At 26.5% G+C, this 16,782-nt stretch carries 16 protein-coding genes; 8 read left to right on the top strand and 8 right to left on the bottom strand.

What is annotated here, in order from left to right; genetic code table 11:
* Positions 1–58: 58 nt before the first annotated feature.
* The 5 genes from AMRN_RS06555 to AMRN_RS06535 all read left to right on the top strand — a co-directional run bounded on the left by AMRN_RS06555 (position 59) and on the right by AMRN_RS06535 (position 6,719).
* Positions 59–1,171 (top strand): M20 family metallopeptidase, encoded by a 1,113-nt coding sequence (locus AMRN_RS06555; protein ID WP_099311235.1) that lies wholly within the window; start codon positions 59–61, stop codon positions 1,169–1,171.
* The gene (locus AMRN_RS06550; protein ID WP_099311236.1) at positions 1,158–2,075 is read left to right on the top strand and encodes an ATP-grasp domain-containing protein; all 918 of its coding nucleotides are present in this window, start codon (positions 1,158–1,160) and stop codon (positions 2,073–2,075) included. The genes AMRN_RS06555 and AMRN_RS06550 overlap by 14 nt, the downstream gene beginning before the upstream one ends.
* On the top strand, positions 2,072–3,568 hold the full coding sequence (locus AMRN_RS06545) for a helix-hairpin-helix domain-containing protein (protein WP_099311237.1): 1,497 nt from the start codon (positions 2,072–2,074) through the stop codon (positions 3,566–3,568). Before AMRN_RS06550 ends, AMRN_RS06545 begins: the two co-directional genes overlap by 4 nt.
* The gene (locus tag AMRN_RS06540) at positions 3,569–6,157 is read left to right on the top strand and encodes a M14 family zinc carboxypeptidase (RefSeq protein WP_099311238.1); all 2,589 of its coding nucleotides are present in this window, start codon (positions 3,569–3,571) and stop codon (positions 6,155–6,157) included.
* Positions 6,158–6,218: 61 nt separating this feature from the next.
* Positions 6,219–6,719 carry a gamma carbonic anhydrase family protein gene (locus AMRN_RS06535; protein WP_099311239.1) on the top strand — a complete coding sequence of 167 codons (501 nt, stop codon included), beginning with the start codon at positions 6,219–6,221 and terminating at the stop codon, positions 6,717–6,719.
* A 17-nt stretch (positions 6,720–6,736) separates the two neighbouring features.
* On the opposite strand, the gene AMRN_RS06530 is transcribed toward AMRN_RS06535, so the two are convergent.
* Positions 6,737–7,318 carry a response regulator transcription factor gene (locus AMRN_RS06530; RefSeq protein WP_099311240.1) on the bottom strand — a complete coding sequence of 194 codons (582 nt, stop codon included), beginning with the start codon at positions 7,316–7,318 and terminating at the stop codon, positions 6,737–6,739.
* A gap of 53 nt (positions 7,319–7,371) precedes the next feature.
* Positions 7,372–8,127: a response regulator transcription factor gene (locus AMRN_RS06525; RefSeq protein WP_165772842.1), complete on the bottom strand. Its 756-nt coding sequence runs from the start codon at positions 8,125–8,127 to the stop codon at positions 7,372–7,374.
* An 85-nt stretch (positions 8,128–8,212) separates the two neighbouring features.
* On the opposite strand from AMRN_RS06525, the gene AMRN_RS06520 reads away from it, so the two are divergent.
* Positions 8,213–9,268: a PAS domain-containing sensor histidine kinase gene (locus tag AMRN_RS06520; protein ID WP_099311242.1), complete on the top strand. Its 1,056-nt coding sequence runs from the start codon at positions 8,213–8,215 to the stop codon at positions 9,266–9,268.
* Here AMRN_RS06520 and AMRN_RS06515 read toward each other — a convergent pair.
* The 5 genes from AMRN_RS06515 to AMRN_RS06495 are packed head-to-tail and all read right to left on the bottom strand — an operon-like array spanning position 9,258 to position 14,314.
* Positions 9,258–10,097, bottom strand: a complete 840-nt coding sequence (locus AMRN_RS06515; protein ID WP_099311243.1) for a GGDEF domain-containing protein — start codon at positions 10,095–10,097, stop codon at positions 9,258–9,260. The genes AMRN_RS06520 and AMRN_RS06515 overlap by 11 nt on opposite strands.
* Complete coding sequence (locus AMRN_RS06510; protein ID WP_099311244.1) at positions 10,090–11,628, bottom strand: bifunctional GNAT family N-acetyltransferase/carbon-nitrogen hydrolase family protein; 1,539 nt, start codon at positions 11,626–11,628, stop codon at positions 10,090–10,092. The genes AMRN_RS06515 and AMRN_RS06510 overlap by 8 nt, the downstream gene beginning before the upstream one ends.
* Before the next feature lie 39 nt (positions 11,629–11,667).
* Entirely contained in the window at positions 11,668–12,591 is a 924-nt protein-coding gene (locus AMRN_RS06505) for a dUTP diphosphatase (protein ID WP_099311245.1), read from the bottom strand.
* A gap of 10 nt (positions 12,592–12,601) precedes the next feature.
* Positions 12,602–14,101 carry a PAS domain-containing sensor histidine kinase gene (locus AMRN_RS06500; RefSeq protein WP_099311246.1) on the bottom strand — a complete coding sequence of 500 codons (1,500 nt, stop codon included), beginning with the start codon at positions 14,099–14,101 and terminating at the stop codon, positions 12,602–12,604.
* Positions 14,102–14,143: 42 nt separating this feature from the next.
* On the bottom strand, positions 14,144–14,314 hold the full coding sequence (locus AMRN_RS06495; protein ID WP_099311247.1) for a uracil-DNA glycosylase: 171 nt from the start codon (positions 14,312–14,314) through the stop codon (positions 14,144–14,146).
* 92 nt (positions 14,315–14,406) lie between these two features.
* On the opposite strand from AMRN_RS06495, the gene AMRN_RS06490 reads away from it, so the two are divergent.
* Complete coding sequence (locus AMRN_RS06490) at positions 14,407–15,804, top strand: methyl-accepting chemotaxis protein (protein WP_118897388.1); 1,398 nt, start codon at positions 14,407–14,409, stop codon at positions 15,802–15,804.
* Positions 15,805–15,815: 11 nt separating this feature from the next.
* Positions 15,816–16,214 carry a PAS domain-containing protein gene (locus AMRN_RS06485; protein ID WP_118897352.1) on the top strand — a complete coding sequence of 133 codons (399 nt, stop codon included), beginning with the start codon at positions 15,816–15,818 and terminating at the stop codon, positions 16,212–16,214.
* A gap of 138 nt (positions 16,215–16,352) precedes the next feature.
* Here the strand turns inward: AMRN_RS06485 and AMRN_RS06480 are convergent, their stop codons facing one another.
* Positions 16,353–16,742, bottom strand: coding sequence for a winged helix-turn-helix transcriptional regulator (locus AMRN_RS06480; RefSeq protein ID WP_099311885.1), 390 nt, complete (start codon positions 16,740–16,742; stop codon positions 16,353–16,355).
* Positions 16,743–16,782 lie beyond the last annotated feature (40 nt).

Here is a 16,782-nt window from a genome sequence, read left to right as displayed (position 1 = left end):
GTTAAAATGTAACTATTCTTGATTAAAATTCTTCTTATCCTAAAAATAAGAAGTAAGCATGCACTATTTTAATGATTTAAAAACAATAGTAGATATAAACTCTTATACAAAAAATAAACAAGGTGTTGATAATGTAACAACACATATGCAACTTTGGCTTGAAGAACTAGGTTTTAATACAAAACTTTTTAAAAAAGAACATATAGGAAATCATGCACTTTTTACCACTAGTAAAAAAGATGGAATTAAAATCTTACTTTTAGGGCATAATGATACAGTTTTTCCTCCAAATAGTTTTGAAGGCTTTAAAGAGGATAAAACGTGGGTTTATGGTCCAGGCGTTTGTGATATGAAAGGTGGAAATATTGTTGCATTACAAGCTCTTAGAAATATTTATAAACAAAATAATAAAATCTTTAATATTGACTTTTTTTTAGTAAGCGATGAAGAATCAGGCAGCGATGATTCTAAGTTAATTAGTGCAAAAATTGCAAAAGATTATGATATATGTTTTGATTTTGAAGCTGCTGGGAAAAATCTTGAAGTTGTAACATCTAGAAAAGGTGTTGGAACTTTTACAATAACTTGTCAAGGAAAAGCTTCCCATGCAGGTACCTCTTATGAAAATGGCATTGATGCTAATCTTGAAGCTTCATATAAACTACAAAAACTTGTAAGCTTAACAAATCTAGAGCTTGGAACAACAGTCAATGTTGGAAAGTTTGAAGGTGGAATTGGAGCAAATATAATCTCTAGTAAAGCTACTCTTTTATTAGAAGTTCGTTTTAAAACTATTAATGAAAAGCAAAGAGTACTAAAAGAACTTAAAAATATAACAAATACTTCATATGTAAAAGGAACTAAATCTAAGCTTGAAGGTTTAATCCAAAGAGAAGTAATGCAAGAAAATGAAAAACAACATGAACTAATTAATCAATTAGAAATAATAAGTAATACAAAAATCTTAACAGAACACAGAGGTGGAGTAAGCGATGCAAATATATTTTCAAGTTGTAAGGTTACAACACTTGATGGTTTAGGACCATATGGTTTATATGACCACACAATAAATGAAAAAGCTTTAAAATCAAGTTTTAAAAAAAGAATTGACTTAATGACTAAAATACTTTTACACTATCAAAATATGGAGAGAAATAATGGCAAAGCGTAAAATTGGTATATGGTTATACCAAAATAGTGGTGGAGATGTAATCCAAAAAAAAATGATTAAAAAACTAAATGAAAGAGATATAGATGTAATCACAGATATTAATCTTAGAAATGCTATTGCAAAAAATGGTCATATACTATATAAAGATTTGAAGCTAGATAAACTTGATCTGTTTTTTTCATATAATGCAAGCGAACAAACACAATATCAAATGTACTTATATAAAGCATTAAATAGAGCAATTCCAATGATAAATAACTTTGATGCTTTTGAACTAACAGAAGATAAGTTTCAAACTTCTTTTTTATTAAGAAATAACAATATATCAACAGCAGATTATAAACTTTGTCATAGAAATGACACCCATCACTTAGAAGAAATAATGAAAAAATGGTCTAAGATGGTTTATAAACCAACTGATGGTTGGGGTGGAGTTGGACTTACAAAAATTGAAAATGAAGAAGCCTTAAATATGCTACTTCCTTTTTTGAATCAAATAAATGTTAGATATTTTTATGTAGAAAAATTCATAGATTATGATAATACAGATTATAGAGTAGATATTGTAAATGGCGAGTTTGTTGGATGTTATGGTAGGAAAGCAAGTAAAAAAGATTGGAGAACAAATGTTACTAGTGGAGGTACTGTTTTTAAAAGAGAGCCAAATGAACAAATAATAGATTTAGCAAAAAAAGCTGCAAAAATAACAAATCTTGAAATTGCTGGAATTGATATTATTTATGACAAAAAGAAAAAAGAGTATATCGTTTTAGAAGTAAATGGAATTCCTGCTTTTGCAACACCAGAACAAGAAAAAATTGGTATTGATTATAATGACAGAAAAATAGACATGATAGTTGATTTAATTAATAAAAAAACATTTAAAAAGAGAGGTAATAGATGAAAAAGCTACCAAAACTAGGATTTTTATATCTTGACTATGTATTGAGATTTTTTGATCATTCTAACTTTAAAGGATGGCCAAATAAGATTGAAGAACTTGTTTATCATTGGAAAGATGATAAAAAAAGGTTTATAAAAGAGATAAAAAGAAAAAAAATAGATATCTTAATTGGTAATATTCCTGCAACTGCATATGATACTTTTGTAGAAATTTCAAAAGAGTTACCTCATGTTAGATTTGTGCCATCATTACAATCACAATTTTCTAATAAATCAAAAGAGAATGTAACTCTCTTTTGTAAAAAACATAAACTCAATATTCCAAAAACAAAAATATTTTATGATAATCAAAAAGCAGTTAAATACTTAGAACAAAAAGCTAAATATCCTCAAATAATCAAAAGAAGTTATGGACCTTCAAACTATGGAGGTTATTATGTACATAAGGTAAATAGTTTTAAAGATGCTAAAGAGTTATTGAAAAAGAAAAAATATAATCCAGTTTATACCCAAGATGCAATTAAATTAAAAGATAGTGGGGATATTAGAGTTATGTTAATAGGACATAAACCTATTTGTGCTTTTTGGAGATATGCTGGAAAAAATGAGTGGATTACAAATACCTCACAAGGGGGTTCAATGTCTTATAATAATATTCCTGTGAATGCATTAGAATTAGCAGTTCAATCAAGTAAAGCGGCAAAGGCTGAATATTGGGCTTGTGATATTGCTATTTGTAAAGATACAGGCAAAGCTTATATTTTAGAATGTGCTACGGCATTTGCAGCTTTTCCTTATATAAGAGATTGGATTGGGCAATACTTGATGTGGGATTTTTCAAAAGGCAAATTTAAAATGCCACATGTACCTTTATTTTCATGGGAAGAACTTGGTAAGATAGACTCAAATTTGCTTAGAACATTAAGGCATATTGGTTTTTCTAAATATAAACCTAGTTTTGATGGTGAGTGCTATTTGAATGATGTAAATATTGGCTTTGATATGCAAGAAGTATATAAAAGTGATGACAGTGATTTTCCTAAGCCAATGAATATAAATAAAATAAAAAAATATTTTGACAAAGATAAAGAAAAAGCTGAGTTTGAATTAAAAAAATTAAACTTAAATAGTGCTTCTTTAACAGACATAATGACTCTATATGCAATGCAAGAAGAACTTGCTGTAGAGATACATGAGTATATTCAAGAAAATATAATTACAGATTCAACTGATTTGTTAGAACTTGAGTCAATTGATGAACAAATGTTAAAGTGCTGGGATAAAAACTTAGATGATATGAGAGTTGATATAAATAGTGTAGAAGAGTATGAACTTATTAAAATAAAAGGAATAGGTAAAAAACTTGCAAAACTTATAATAAAATATAAAAAACAATTAAATGGTTTTAAATCTATTGAAGATTTAGAGCAGATTGAAGGAATAGGCAAAAATAAACTTAAACAATTGAAATCAAGATTTAAAATAGGAGTTTAAATGAAAAAGCTCTATAGAACGTATGAAGAATCAACACAAATTTTTAAAAGTTTAAAAAAAGAGTATCCTGAAAATTTTAAACTTGAATCTATTGGTAAAACTTGGGAACAAAGAGATATATATTTAATTACTTTATCTTCTAATATAAAAGAAGCTCATTTGAAACCTGCTCTTTTTTATACAGGAACAATTCATGCAAGAGAGTGGATTGGGCATGAATTAAGTATAGAATTTGCTATTTATATTTTAGATAATATAAGTATCGACCCAACTTTAGAAGCATTTTTAGATAAAGCAACAGTTTATATGGTTCCTTGTGCAAATCCTGATGGTTTTGTTTACTCACAAACACATTTTAGTTTTTGGAGAAAAAACAGAAGAGTAAATATGGATGGAACTTATGGCGTTGATTTAAATAGAAATTTTAGTGTTGGTTTTACTAAATCAACTCTAAGCTCTTCAAATATATATTCTGGACCTGAACCTTTTAGTGAGCCTGAAACAAATGCATTGAAAAAGTTTATTCAAAATCACCCAAATATTACAATTGCATTAGATTATCATAGCCAAGGAAATGTATTTTTCCCTGCCCATGATTTTAGACATGAAGATAATATTGATACAACTGATTTAAATACACTTTGTGCAAATATGGCAGATAAAATAAAAAAAATATCAGATAGAGAATATGGTATTCATCAAGGGAAACCTCCAGCAAATCTAATTGGTGGAAGTGGTAGAGAGTTTTATTATTCAAAAGGTATTTTAGCTACTGTTGTAGAAGTAGGAACTAGAAATATAAGTGATTATTTAGATGATATGAATGAGCATATAAGAGAGCATATTCCAGCACTTATTGAAGCAATAAAAGAAGTTCCAAATTATAGTAAAGAAAATCCAGTTAAAAAAGTTGAGAATTTTGAAGTTGAAAGTATTGGTTCAAACCATGTAAAATTAAAATGGGAAGCAAAAACATCAAAGGATATCTCTTTTGAAATATATAGAAGTAAAAGAGATAAACTTTATTGTAAAGAAACAAATCTTATTGCTAGAACTCAAGCTTTAGAATTTACTGATATTAATCTTCAATCAAATACAAACTACTACTTTAATATAAGAGCTATAAACAAAAAAAAGAGATTAAAATCACCTTTTGCTGCTCAAATAAAAATAAGAACCAATGTTGAATATGATGAATACTCTAGAACTTACTATGCAAATGCAAATCAAACAGGATATATAGCTGAAAATCTAAATAATAATCATAAACATTTTGGTGTAAATTCTTTATTTGTTGGAGTAGATGAAAACAAGGGAGTTTCTTATTCTATTATTAGTATTGACTTAAAAACTATTCCAAAAAATGCTGTTATTAAATCTGCTTGTTTAAATTTATATCCCATAAATAGAGTTTCAACTACAATAGAAAAATTCGGAGAATGGAATGTAGGAATAGTTGAACAAGATTCAATAAGTGATATTACTGATTTTGATGAGGTAGATAATGCAAAAATAATTAGTTATATTGGTCAACCAACAAAAAGTGATCAATTAACACAAGGAATATGGAGAAAATGGGATTTTTCAGGAATGCAAGCTTCTGTACTTACAAAACAAATAGAAAAAGAAAAAGTTATATTAAGAGTTGAGGGACCAAAAGAATTAAAAGTAGGCAGAAAATCTCAAATGATGCAATGGGATATTGGTTATGGAAAATTTGGTTTTGGATTAACTTATAGACCAAGATTAGAATTAACTTATACTATTGAACCAACAATAGTAAGTTTATATGCAAAATCAATACATACAATTAGTAAAAATAAAGTTGTTAAAGATGAGATAAGTTCTGGTTTTGATGAAAGTGGGAAAAAGATATATAGTGCATTAGAGTTTAATTTATCATCATTGCCCTCTTATGAATATACTATAATTACTAATGCTTATGTAGAATTAAACTCTACAAAAACTTATTTAAAAGATGACATTAGATTCCATTTAGAGTTTGTTGATAATAATATCAAAAGAAATCATAAAGATTTTGAAAATAGAAAAATAATTCAAAATATAGGATATGATATAAGTGCAAATGATTTAAAAAATAATCAAACTCAATATTTTGTTTTTGATTCTTTTGCAAAAATAGAATTAAATGAAAAACTAAAAGATAAAACTGATATTTTACTTGCATTAAAACCCACTTCTTCTAAAAAAGCTATAAAAAATAAAAAAGTATTTTGGGAAGTAAAAGATAGTAAGCTTAGTGCAAAACTAATTATAGAATATATTTCTAAAAGAAGATTTGCATTACCACAAGTAACAAATGCCAAATTTGAGCTAGAAAATGGGAAGATTAGAATCTCATGGCAAAATCCAAAAGATGAAGATTTTGTTGGAGTAAAAGTAATTAAAAACCCTTTTAGAAAACCTTTAAGTTCACAAGATGGACAAAAACTTTATGCAGGAAAAGACAACTACACATATGATGATTTTGGAGCATTAGATAAAAATAAATATCTTGCAATATTTACATATGATGATGTACCAAACTATTCTAAGCCCGTTATTTTAGAGTATAAAGCACAAATTTAATATTTGCATTTTTTATTTTTTGAGGATATAATATTTTACTTTTAAATTAAAGGGGAGAGAAATGATTTTAAAGTTTAAAGAATTTTATCCAAGAATTCATAATAAAGCATGGATTGCTCCAAGTGCAGATTTAATAGGAGACATAAAAATAGGTAAAAACTCATCTGTATGGTTTGGATGCGTGTTAAGAGCAGATGTAAATAAAATAAGAATTGGTAAAAAAACAAATATACAAGATTTATCAATGATACACACAGATACAAATACTCAAACTATTATTGGAAATAATGTTACAATCGGACATAAAGTTATGCTTCATGGCTGTACTATTGAAGATAACTGTTTAATTGGTATGAGTGCTACAATATTAGATAATGCAGTAATTGGTGAGGGTTCAATAGTAGGAGCAAATTCACTTGTAACTCAAGGGAAAAAGTTTCCACCAAGAAGTTTAATCTTAGGAAGTCCAGCAAAAGTAGTAAAAGAGCTTAAACAAGAAGATGTAGAAGGTCTTATAAAACATGCAGGACATTATGTAGATTATAAAAACGATTATTCTTAGATTAGGATAGAAGAGTTTTATCTTCTATCTAACATCTGTATTATTTCACTAAAAAGGGTAAGTTTTGTTTTATAATCTTTATCTTCTTTTTCTAGTTCTTTTAACTCTAAAGGCTCAATATTAGAATTAAAAATTTTAGATAATTGCTCTATTTCTCTATTTCTTTGAGACAACTCTTTTACATAATAAGTTGACAAATAAGACTTCTCTACTTCTTTTAACAAAGTATCTATTTTAAAAGGTTTTAAAATATAGTGATTTACTCCATAATTAATAGAATCAAGTAAATACTGTTTATCTGAATATGCTGTTGTAATAAGACAAGCAACTTTTGGATTGATATTTTTGATTAATTTAATCATTTCTATTCCATCAATATTTGGCATATTAATATCAGTGATTACTATATCAATTTTCTCTTTATGTTTTTTAAACTTTTCAAAACCATCTTTACCATCTACAGCAACATATGTTTTTTTAAAAAGAGGTTCAAAGCAACTTAGAAGGTTTTTTCTTATAACAGAATCATCTTCAACATATAAAACAGTCAACTCTTCGATGAAGTTAATATTAAAACTACTATTTTCTAGCTTTTTCATAATAATCTCCTATAAGAAAATTATACTTATAAATAGTATTATAAAAGTGTTAATTATTCAAAATATCTAATATTTATTTTATATCCAAAACCATAAACATTTTCAATATCTAATTCTGGAACTTTTTTTCTTAATCTTGAAACGATATTTTTTAGGTTTGTTATATCTGCACTTGACTCATAATCACCTTCCCATAATATTGCTATTATTTCTTCAACAGGATGGGTTTTTTCAATTGTTTTTAAAAGTAACTCAATTAATAAAAACTCTTTTTTTGTTAATTTTATTGCTTGATTATTTCTTAATAATTGTTTAGTTTGTTTATCCCAAATTAAAATATTATTTAACACTATTTTTTCAGCTTTAAAATTATTTCGTAACTCATTTTGATCATGTATTTCTTTTGTAATATTAAATATTACAGTAATAAACTCATCATAATCTAAAGGTTTAACTAGAAAGTAAGAAATTCCAATATTAACAAATTCCAAAAGATATTTTGTTTCACTATGTGCTGATAAAACTATGATTTTTTGGTCAGGATTTTCTTTATATATAAGTTTTGTAAGTTCTAAACCATCGATTTTGGGCATTTTTATATCACTTAATACAATATCATAATGTTTTTGATTTATATTAAAATACTCTTTATATTTGTCTAAGCCCTCTTCTCCATTACTTGCAACATCGACACAAGTAAAAATCTCCTTTAAAAGCTCAGTTGTTTCTTTTTTTATAGACTCATCATCTTCTATAAAAAGTATAGATATATTTTGACAATACTCTTCAAGTAACACATAGTCAATCATAAGCCCTCCCATATCAATAGTAAATAAGAATAAAAATTATACAATACTAAAACTGCTTATAAGTTTAATTAATTTTGGAATTTACATGAAAAAACAAATAGATAATGACTCAGAAAATATAAATACAATATTAAACTCAACTATTGAAGGTATTTTAATAATTAAACAAGGATTTATTGTAAATGCAAATGATGCATTAGTTCAAATTTTGGAGTATAAAACAAAAGATGAATTAATAGGCAATTTAGCAACAGGTGTATTGATTCCATCAACAACACAGAAATTTTTAGAATTTAATAGACATCTATTTCAAGAAGTCACTCTAGTTTCAAATAATGGAGTTTTAATCCCAGCAATAATCAAAATAAGTGATATAAAATTAAGTGGTGAAAAATATAAAATAGTTTCTTTAATTGATTTAAGAGAGATAAAAGAGAATGAGAATTTACTTTTTAGACAATCAAAACTTGCAAGCTTAGGAGAAATGATTTCTATGATTGCCCACCAATGGAGACAACCTTTAGCTTCTGTTGGTTCAATTATGGCTAAACTTAGATTTAAAACAAAAAAAAATAGTGTAATAAAAAATGAAGATTTAATAAAAGATGTTTTAAGTGTGCAAGGCTATTTAAAATATATGTCAAAAACAATTGATGATTTTGCAAATTTTTTCAAAGATGATAAACAAAAAGAGTATATAGATATTATTAAAACAACTATACAGGCAAAAGAGCTTATTCAACCTAGTTTAGAAATTACAAATATAAATTTAGAAATAAATAAAATAGATATTGAAAAAATATATACTTATAAAAATGAGTATATTCAAATTATTTTAAATCTAATAAATAACAGCATTGATGCAATAACTGAAAGAGAAATTAAAAAAGGAAAGATAGATATAAGTTTTGTTAAAAGTGAGAATTATTTGAGAATCAAAGTAAGTGACAATGCAAAAGGCATACCACAAGATATTATAAATAGAGTTTTTGATCCTTATTTTTCTACAAAACATGAGAAAAATGGAACAGGATTAGGTCTTTATATGTGTAAGGTTATTCTTGAAAAACATTTTAGTGGAACAATTGATGTTAAAAATACATCACAAGGCGCTTGCTTTAGTATTGATATCAAAATTTGAATTTAACTACTTGATTTTTACCTTTTTCTTTTGCAAGATAAAGTGCTTTATCAGCACAAGAAACTATTTTTTCTGAATCTAATATTTTATCACTTGTTTGACTAAGTCCTATACTAACAGTTATAGAAAAACCATCAAACTTTAGATTTTCTATTTTTTTTCTAACTCTATTTGCTATTTTATAACCTTGTTCTAATTTTGTGTTAGGCATAACTATACTTAACTCTTCTCCTCCATATCTAGCAGCAAAATCCATTTGTCTTATTGAATCATTTAATATCTTTCCAATTTTTGATAATACTTCATCACCTTTTTGATGTCCAAAATTATCATTTACTTTTTTAAAATCATCAATATCAATTAGTGCTAAAGTTATAATAGTATTTTTTCTTTTAGCTAAATCTATCTCTTTTTTAAGAAAAACATCAAAAATATCTCTTAAATAAAGATTTGTTAAACCATCTTTTGTTGAAGAATCAGTTAAAAAATCACTTTTCTTTTCTTCCATTATTGTTGGTTTGTAAATTTCATTTTTTATATTATATAAATAATCTAAAGTAGCCAAACAAACTCCACCATCTCTATGTAGTCTCTTTTCTAAAAAAAATTTATGTTTAAATATCTCTTTACAAAATTGTTTTGCTTCTTTTTTATTAAAAGATTTATGGCTTAAGGTTAATAAAATAAGTGAGTATAACTCATCATTATATATTTCATAATAATATTTAAAATTCTGTCTATTTTTTATTAGTTTTTCAATATCAGAAATATATAACTGTGAATTTTTTATATCAATAGTATCTGATACTTGTGTTTGTTCTTCATTCATTTAAATTATTAGTTCTTTTTATATCATAAATATCTAAACGTCTATCTTTTAAATTATTTACACTACCAAAACTATGCAACTCTTTTAATAAGTCTAAATCAACATCAGCCACTAAAATCATTTCAGTATTAGGAGTTGATTCAGCTTTAACACCATTAATAGAAAATGCAAAATCACATGGAGTAAAAACAGCTGACTGAGCATATTGAATATCCATATTATGAACTTTTGGTAAGTTTCCAACACATCCAGCTATTGCTACATAACACTCATTTTCAATAGCTCTTGCTTGAGAACAAAGTCTCACTCTTGAATAACCATTTTGAGTATCAGTTAAAAATGGCACAAAAAGAATTTGCATCCCCTCATTTGCCAAAATTCTACTTAATTCAGGAAACTCTGAATCATAGCAAATTAAAACACCTATTTTCCCACAATCTGTATTAAATGTTCTAATTTCATTAGAACCATTTAATCCCCAAATTTTCTTTTCATCAGGAGTCACATGATTTTTTGCATACTTTTCAATAGTACCATCACGCTTACATAAAAAACCAACATTATATAAATGCCCATTTACTAGTTCAGGCATACTTCCAGTTATAATATTAATATTATAACTTATTGCAAGTTTTGAAAACTCTTCTTTAAATGTATGTGTATATTTAGCCAATTCTCTTATTGCATCAGCTTCATTTAAATGATTATATTTAGCCATTAAAGGAGCATTGAAAAACTCAGGAAAAAGTGCAAAATCACTTCTATAGTTTGAAACAGCTTTAATAAAATATTCTGCTTGTTCTAAAACTTCTTCTATATTTTTGTAAGGTCTAACTTGCCATTGTACTAAACCCAATCTTACAATTGATTTTTGTGTTAAAGGTTTCTTTTTTAATTTTGTATAATAAATATTGTTCCAAGCTAATAATGCTGCATATTCTTGACTTTCAACATCACCTTCAAGATAGTTTTTTAAAACTCTTTTTACATAAAAATCATTTGATAACTGAAAATTAAGAACTGGATCATTTATTTTTTTATATTTAACCTTTTGAATATACTCTTTAGGAGTTAATTTTTGTGCATATTTTCCATAATTTGGTAATCTACCTCCAAATATTATGCCTTTTAAATTTAAATCTTCACACAACTCTTTTCTATAATCATATAATCTTCTACCAAGTCTTAAACCTCTATATTTTTTGCTAATAAAAATATCTACACCATAAAGCATATCGCCTAATGGGTCATGTGTATCAAAAGTATAATCAGCTGTAATTTCTTTATAGTTATGATTATCATCAAAAAGTGAATAATCAACTATAATACTAAGTGCAAACCCAGCTAATTCTCCATCTATTTTTATTCCCACTTGACCTTTTGGAAACTTATCAAGTAAAGCACTTAACTCTTCATACTCCCAAGTAGAATCTTTAAGATGTTTATATTCATCTTTCATTAATTCACAAATGGCTAAATGATCCTCTTTTTGTAAAAAAGTAAGTTCAATTTTATCAATATTTTGTTTCATAAAAGCCCCTTTAAGCGATATGTGTAATCAAATAATATTTTAAGCTAAACTATTATAGAAATCCTTAAGTTTGTTATATAACTCATCAAAACTTACATTTTCCATAGAATCAAGAATATCAACCATAATTACATTATCTTCTTTACCATTCCATGTTTTTTTATAAGTTCCTTCTTTATAACCATTATCTTGTCTAAATTTATTTAAACAATTTTTACCAATATATAGTTTTTGTAGCCATGTAAAAGATAATCCAGAAATTTTACAACATCTAAAAAATTGATCAATAAATCTTTCAATTCCACTAAATGATGGCATATTATTTGTTTGAATTGCTAAAGCAATATAACCTAACTTCTCAGCTTCTTTTACCATAGCTTTTACATCAATTTGTTCATTTGCTTCATAAATACAATGAGTATTAACTAAAGATACAGCTTTTGGAACATTTGTTTCTTGTAAAATATAAGACATTAAAAAATGCCAAATATCTACTAACTCAACATGAATATTCTTCATATCAGGTTGTGAGTTAATATTTTTCCAATGTTTCCATGGAGTTGAATCAATTAACTCTGCAACTTCCATATGTATACATCTTAGCCAGTTAATATCTTTATCAAACTTATTTACACCAAGTTCCCAATTTTTACCATTAGTTGAGTCATTTAACTCTTTTTGTAATAAAAACATCTCTTCAAGCTTATGAGGGAAAGAAGAAGCTTCTTCTAAAAGTGTTGCCAAAGGTAAACACTCTTCAACTAAATTATCTAAAGTACTATTGTTTGGTAAAGATTTTTCACCTTTTAAAAGATGAATAATAAGTGAAATTGTATATGGTACTTCATCTTTTTCTTCCCATTTTAAAATATCTTTTGGTGTAACACCAATATATTTTGCGAAATCTTCTATTGTTAAAAATCCTAATGACTTTGTAACTATTTTTAAATCTTCATATAACAAATTTATTCTCCTAATTTATTGGTAATTCTATTTTAAATATTGCCCCTTTACCTGAGTTAGATGCACTTAATCGACCATTACTATGTTGTTCAATTATTGTCCTACTCATATAAAGACCTAATCCTGTACCATTTTTATTTTTTTTAGTTGAAAAATATGGTTCAAAAATTCTATTTATAATATTTTGAGGAATTCCTCCTGCGTTATCTTCTACTTCAATAATTGCAAAATCCTCATTTTTATAATATTTTATACTTAGTTCTCTTTGTTCTTTTTGCATACCATCATTTTTCTCAACCATAATATCTCTTGCATTTTTAATTATATTTATTAATACTTGCACTACTTCATTTATATGCACTTTAACTATACAATCATCAATTGCGTATTTATTTAATTTTATTGTATCAACTTTTAGCATATAAGCTAAAAAATCAATTGCTTTTTCAATTAATCTACTTAATTTTATCTCTTCTTTTTCTTTATCTGGTTTAAAAAAATCTCTAAAGTCATCAATCGTTTTAGACATGTATTCAAGTTGGTTTCCTATATCTTCAACAACTTGATTTAATATCTCATCGCTTATTTCACCTTCAATCATCTTCATTAAAGGAAGTTTTTGAATCAATATTGATACAGCTTGAAGTGGTTGTCTCCATTGGTGGGCAATCATTGAAATCATCTCACCCATTGCTGCTGATTTTGATTGCTCTACTAAAATATTTTGTTGTTCCTCTACTTCTTTTTTAGAGGTAATATCTTGTCTTATCGCATAAAAACCAGTAATTTCTCCCTTTGTATTAAAACTTGGTTCAATAGTTGCATAAACCCAATATGCATGTCCACTCTTTTTTTGATTTTTAATTTCACCTTGCCAAACTTTCTTATCAAGAATAGTTTCCCAAAGATTTTTAAAAACATATTGATTTGTATCTGGGTGTCTTACAATATTATGGGATTGTCCAATAAGTTCATCTCTACTAAAACCAGAAATATCACAAAAAGCATCAGAAACTTCTTTAATGATTCCTTTTTTATCAGTTTTAGACATAATCACATATTTATTAACTATTGCAACAGTTTTTCTTAATTTATTTTCAACATCTTTAACAGTTTTTGAATATTTATTAAGAACTGCAGCAAAGTTTCTTTCAAAAATATAATCAACTTCAGATATAACTTCAAAAGAATCTATTTTTAAATCATAAATATTTTTAACTAGTGCAATTTTAAAACCAGAGCATATTATAAAAAGCTCATCACTACTTAGATCTTTTGACTTCAAATAATCTAATAAATCATTTATTACAGGGCAATCACCAATCTCTTTTTTATCATCAATAACGTCAATATAATAATCAATTACAAAACTTGCATATTTTTTTACAAATGTAATTTTATCAAGTTTATAAGAGTCTAAAATTTCAACTACTCTTTTATTTGATAACCAATATTTTATTATAGTTTTTTTATTTTGTTTGAGTTGATCAACATAATTGTTTAATGTCATTATTACCCTAATTTAAATGATTAAGAGATATTTTACTATTAGTTATCTTTGTTTTGGATTATAAAATGAGCAAGGTTTTCCACTACTATTTTTTACAACAATAGAAGGAATTAATTGAGACTTAAAACCATAAGCCTTACATCCATGAGGTCGCTCTTTTTCCCATGTAACATAATAATAAAGACACTTTTGACATACGATTCTTTCTTCCATGAAATAATATTAGCAAAATAATATAAATATTCATATATAATTAAGAATAATTTCATTAGAATTTACTTTTAATGATAACAAAGGTTAGTACAATGTTTAAAAATATACACACTAAGTATAAAATACTTCTAAATATGATTGTTACGCAAATTGCATTTGCAATTATAAGTATTACTGCAATAGTGTCAGCTTCTGATATAATTGCAATTTTGTCAATAAATATCCTTTTTGGTATTATTGTAGCTTATACAAATTTTGCGGCTATGAAAAGAATTGTTGGAGGGATAGATAGACTAAGAGAATATCTTGATGATTTTATGCAATATGCCTTTATGAAATCTAATAAAATACGAAGAGCAGAATATATAAAGAAAGATGAAATAGGTCAAATTCTTGAAAGCTTCAATGAATATTTTGACTCATTTGATAAAATAAGAAAAGATGATATGCGAGTATTAGGAGAAATAGTACTTGTTATGAATAAAGTAGAACAAGGTATTTTTAGATGTAGAATTAATTCTAGTACTGAAAATCCAATGATTATGACTCTAAAAAAAACAATCAATAAAATGCTTGATACACAAGAAGATAATATGAAAGAGTTGGAAAATACACTAGAATCATACTCAAATGATGACTATACAAAACAAATATTAATATCACCAAAATTAAAAGAAAGAATGTTGTCAGTAATGAAAGGAGTAAATGCCTTAGGAGAAGCATTAACAACAACAGCAAAAACAAATCTATCAAATGGAACAATGCTAGAAAGAAACTCAGATACAATGAGAGGTTCAATGAATAACTTAGCAGCAAAAGCCAATGAACAAGCAGCAAGTTTAGAACAAACAGCAGCAGCAGTAGAAGAGATTACATCAATAACAAGAAATAATGCAGATAATGCAAATAAGATGGGAGAGCTAAGCTCAACTGTAAGAGGTTCAGTAACAAAAGGAAGAGATTTAGCAAGTAAAACAGCTGGATCAATGGATGAAATTAATACTCAAGTAAGTTCAATAAATGAAGCAATAAGTGTAATTGATCAAATAGCATTCCAAACAAATATACTTTCATTAAATGCAGCAGTAGAAGCAGCAACTGCTGGTGAAGCTGGAAAAGGCTTTGCAGTAGTAGCAGGAGAAGTGCGAAACTTAGCAAATAGAAGTGCCCAAGCTGCAAAAGAGATAAAAGATTTAGTAGAGGATGCGACAAGTAAAGCAAGTGAGGGAAAAGTAATATCAGATGATATGATAAAAGGTTATGAAGAGTTAAATAACCATATCAATGAAACAATACATATAATAGAAAATGTAAGTGCAGCCTCAAAAGAGCAAATGACAGGAATCGAACAGATAAATGATACAATAACAATGCTAGATAGAGTAACACAAGAGAATGCAAGTGAAGCAACACAAATATCAAATATAGCATCAGATGTATCAAAAATGGCAAAAGAGTTAGTAAATGATGCCAAAAGTAAACAATTTTAACGGAGCTAAATATGGCAGCAGGACAAGAAACAGTACTAGATGAATATGCATTTTTAGTAAGTGAAACAAATGAAAAAGGTATAATATCATTTGCAAATGACGATTTTTGTAAAATAGCAGAGTATAGCTTGGAAGAATTGATGGGACAACCACATAATATGGTAAGACATAAAGATATGCCAAGAAAAGCATTTAAAAGTTTGTGGGAGACTATACAAAGAGGAGATATTTGGACAGGATATGTAAAAAATGCGACAAAAACAGGAGGGTATTATTGGGTATTTGCCACAATATATCCATTTGAGAGTTGCGATGGTTCAAAGGGATATTTATCATGCAGAAGAAGAGCTTCTGAAGCTGAAATTAAATCTGCTCAAGAACTTTATGCAAAATGGAAAAATGAAGAGTAAAATTTTTTAATATCATTTTTCTATTTTTAAATACAAAATAGTTTGACTTTCACTTTTATTTTAAAATATTGAAGAATCTTGTGAAGATATTTTAAATATATCCAACAAAAATTCTTCTTATATTAAAATTAACTATTATTATTTAAAACCAATTTTTTCTGAAATGGCTACTTCACAACAAGCTTCGTCTTCTGTAATCTTTCCATGCTCTTGGGCATAAGAAATTCCCCATTCATACATCTCTTTTAATACAGGTCTTAATTTTTTTCCTGCTGATGTTAATGAATATACAACTTTGGGAGGAACTTCTGGAAAAACTTCTCTATTTATTATATTCTTTTCTTCTAACTCTTTTAGTTTTACTGTTAATGTCTTTTGAGTAATCTCTGGAATACTCTCATGCAAGTCTTTAAATCTTTTATCTTTTTCTAATAAGTGCCATATAATAGACAATTTCCATCTATCATTAAAAATATCTAAAGTTACTGCCACTGAACAGCTATATTCTTTATTATTTACTATATACATAAAATTAATCCTTTTGTAAAATTATTATACCATAAATATA

Origin of the sequence: Malaciobacter marinus, assembly GCF_003544855.1 — a bacterium.
GTDB lineage: Bacteria > Campylobacterota > Campylobacteria > Campylobacterales > Arcobacteraceae > Malaciobacter > Malaciobacter marinus.
Note: the sequence above shows the minus strand (reverse complement) of the source record. Positions and strands in the feature narration are given on the sequence as shown.

Excerpts from the sequence above, each read along its gene's own strand:
- AMRN_RS06555 (WP_099311235.1), top strand. The coding sequence starts at position 59 with ATGCACTATTTTAATGATTTAAAAACAATAGTAGATATAAACTCTTAT.
- AMRN_RS06550 (WP_099311236.1), top strand. The coding sequence starts at position 1,158 with ATGGCAAAGCGTAAAATTGGTATATGGTTATACCAAAATAGTGGTGGA.
- AMRN_RS06545 (WP_099311237.1), top strand. The coding sequence starts at position 2,072 with ATGAAAAAGCTACCAAAACTAGGATTTTTATATCTTGACTATGTATTG.
- AMRN_RS06540 (WP_099311238.1), top strand. The coding sequence starts at position 3,569 with ATGAAAAAGCTCTATAGAACGTATGAAGAATCAACACAAATTTTTAAA.
- AMRN_RS06535 (WP_099311239.1), top strand. The coding sequence starts at position 6,219 with ATGATTTTAAAGTTTAAAGAATTTTATCCAAGAATTCATAATAAAGCA.
- AMRN_RS06530 (WP_099311240.1), bottom strand. The coding sequence starts at position 7,318 with ATGAAAAAGCTAGAAAATAGTAGTTTTAATATTAACTTCATCGAAGAG.
- AMRN_RS06525 (WP_165772842.1), bottom strand. The coding sequence starts at position 8,127 with ATGATTGACTATGTGTTACTTGAAGAGTATTGTCAAAATATATCTATA.
- AMRN_RS06520 (WP_099311242.1), top strand. The coding sequence starts at position 8,213 with ATGAAAAAACAAATAGATAATGACTCAGAAAATATAAATACAATATTA.
- AMRN_RS06515 (WP_099311243.1), bottom strand. The coding sequence starts at position 10,097 with ATGAATGAAGAACAAACACAAGTATCAGATACTATTGATATAAAAAAT.
- AMRN_RS06510 (WP_099311244.1), bottom strand. The coding sequence starts at position 11,628 with ATGAAACAAAATATTGATAAAATTGAACTTACTTTTTTACAAAAAGAG.
- AMRN_RS06500 (WP_099311246.1), bottom strand. The coding sequence starts at position 14,101 with ATGACATTAAACAATTATGTTGATCAACTCAAACAAAATAAAAAAACT.
- AMRN_RS06495 (WP_099311247.1), bottom strand. The coding sequence starts at position 14,314 with ATGGAAGAAAGAATCGTATGTCAAAAGTGTCTTTATTATTATGTTACA.
- AMRN_RS06490 (WP_118897388.1), top strand. The coding sequence starts at position 14,407 with ATGTTTAAAAATATACACACTAAGTATAAAATACTTCTAAATATGATT.
- AMRN_RS06485 (WP_118897352.1), top strand. The coding sequence starts at position 15,816 with ATGGCAGCAGGACAAGAAACAGTACTAGATGAATATGCATTTTTAGTA.
- AMRN_RS06480 (WP_099311885.1), bottom strand. The coding sequence starts at position 16,742 with ATGTATATAGTAAATAATAAAGAATATAGCTGTTCAGTGGCAGTAACT.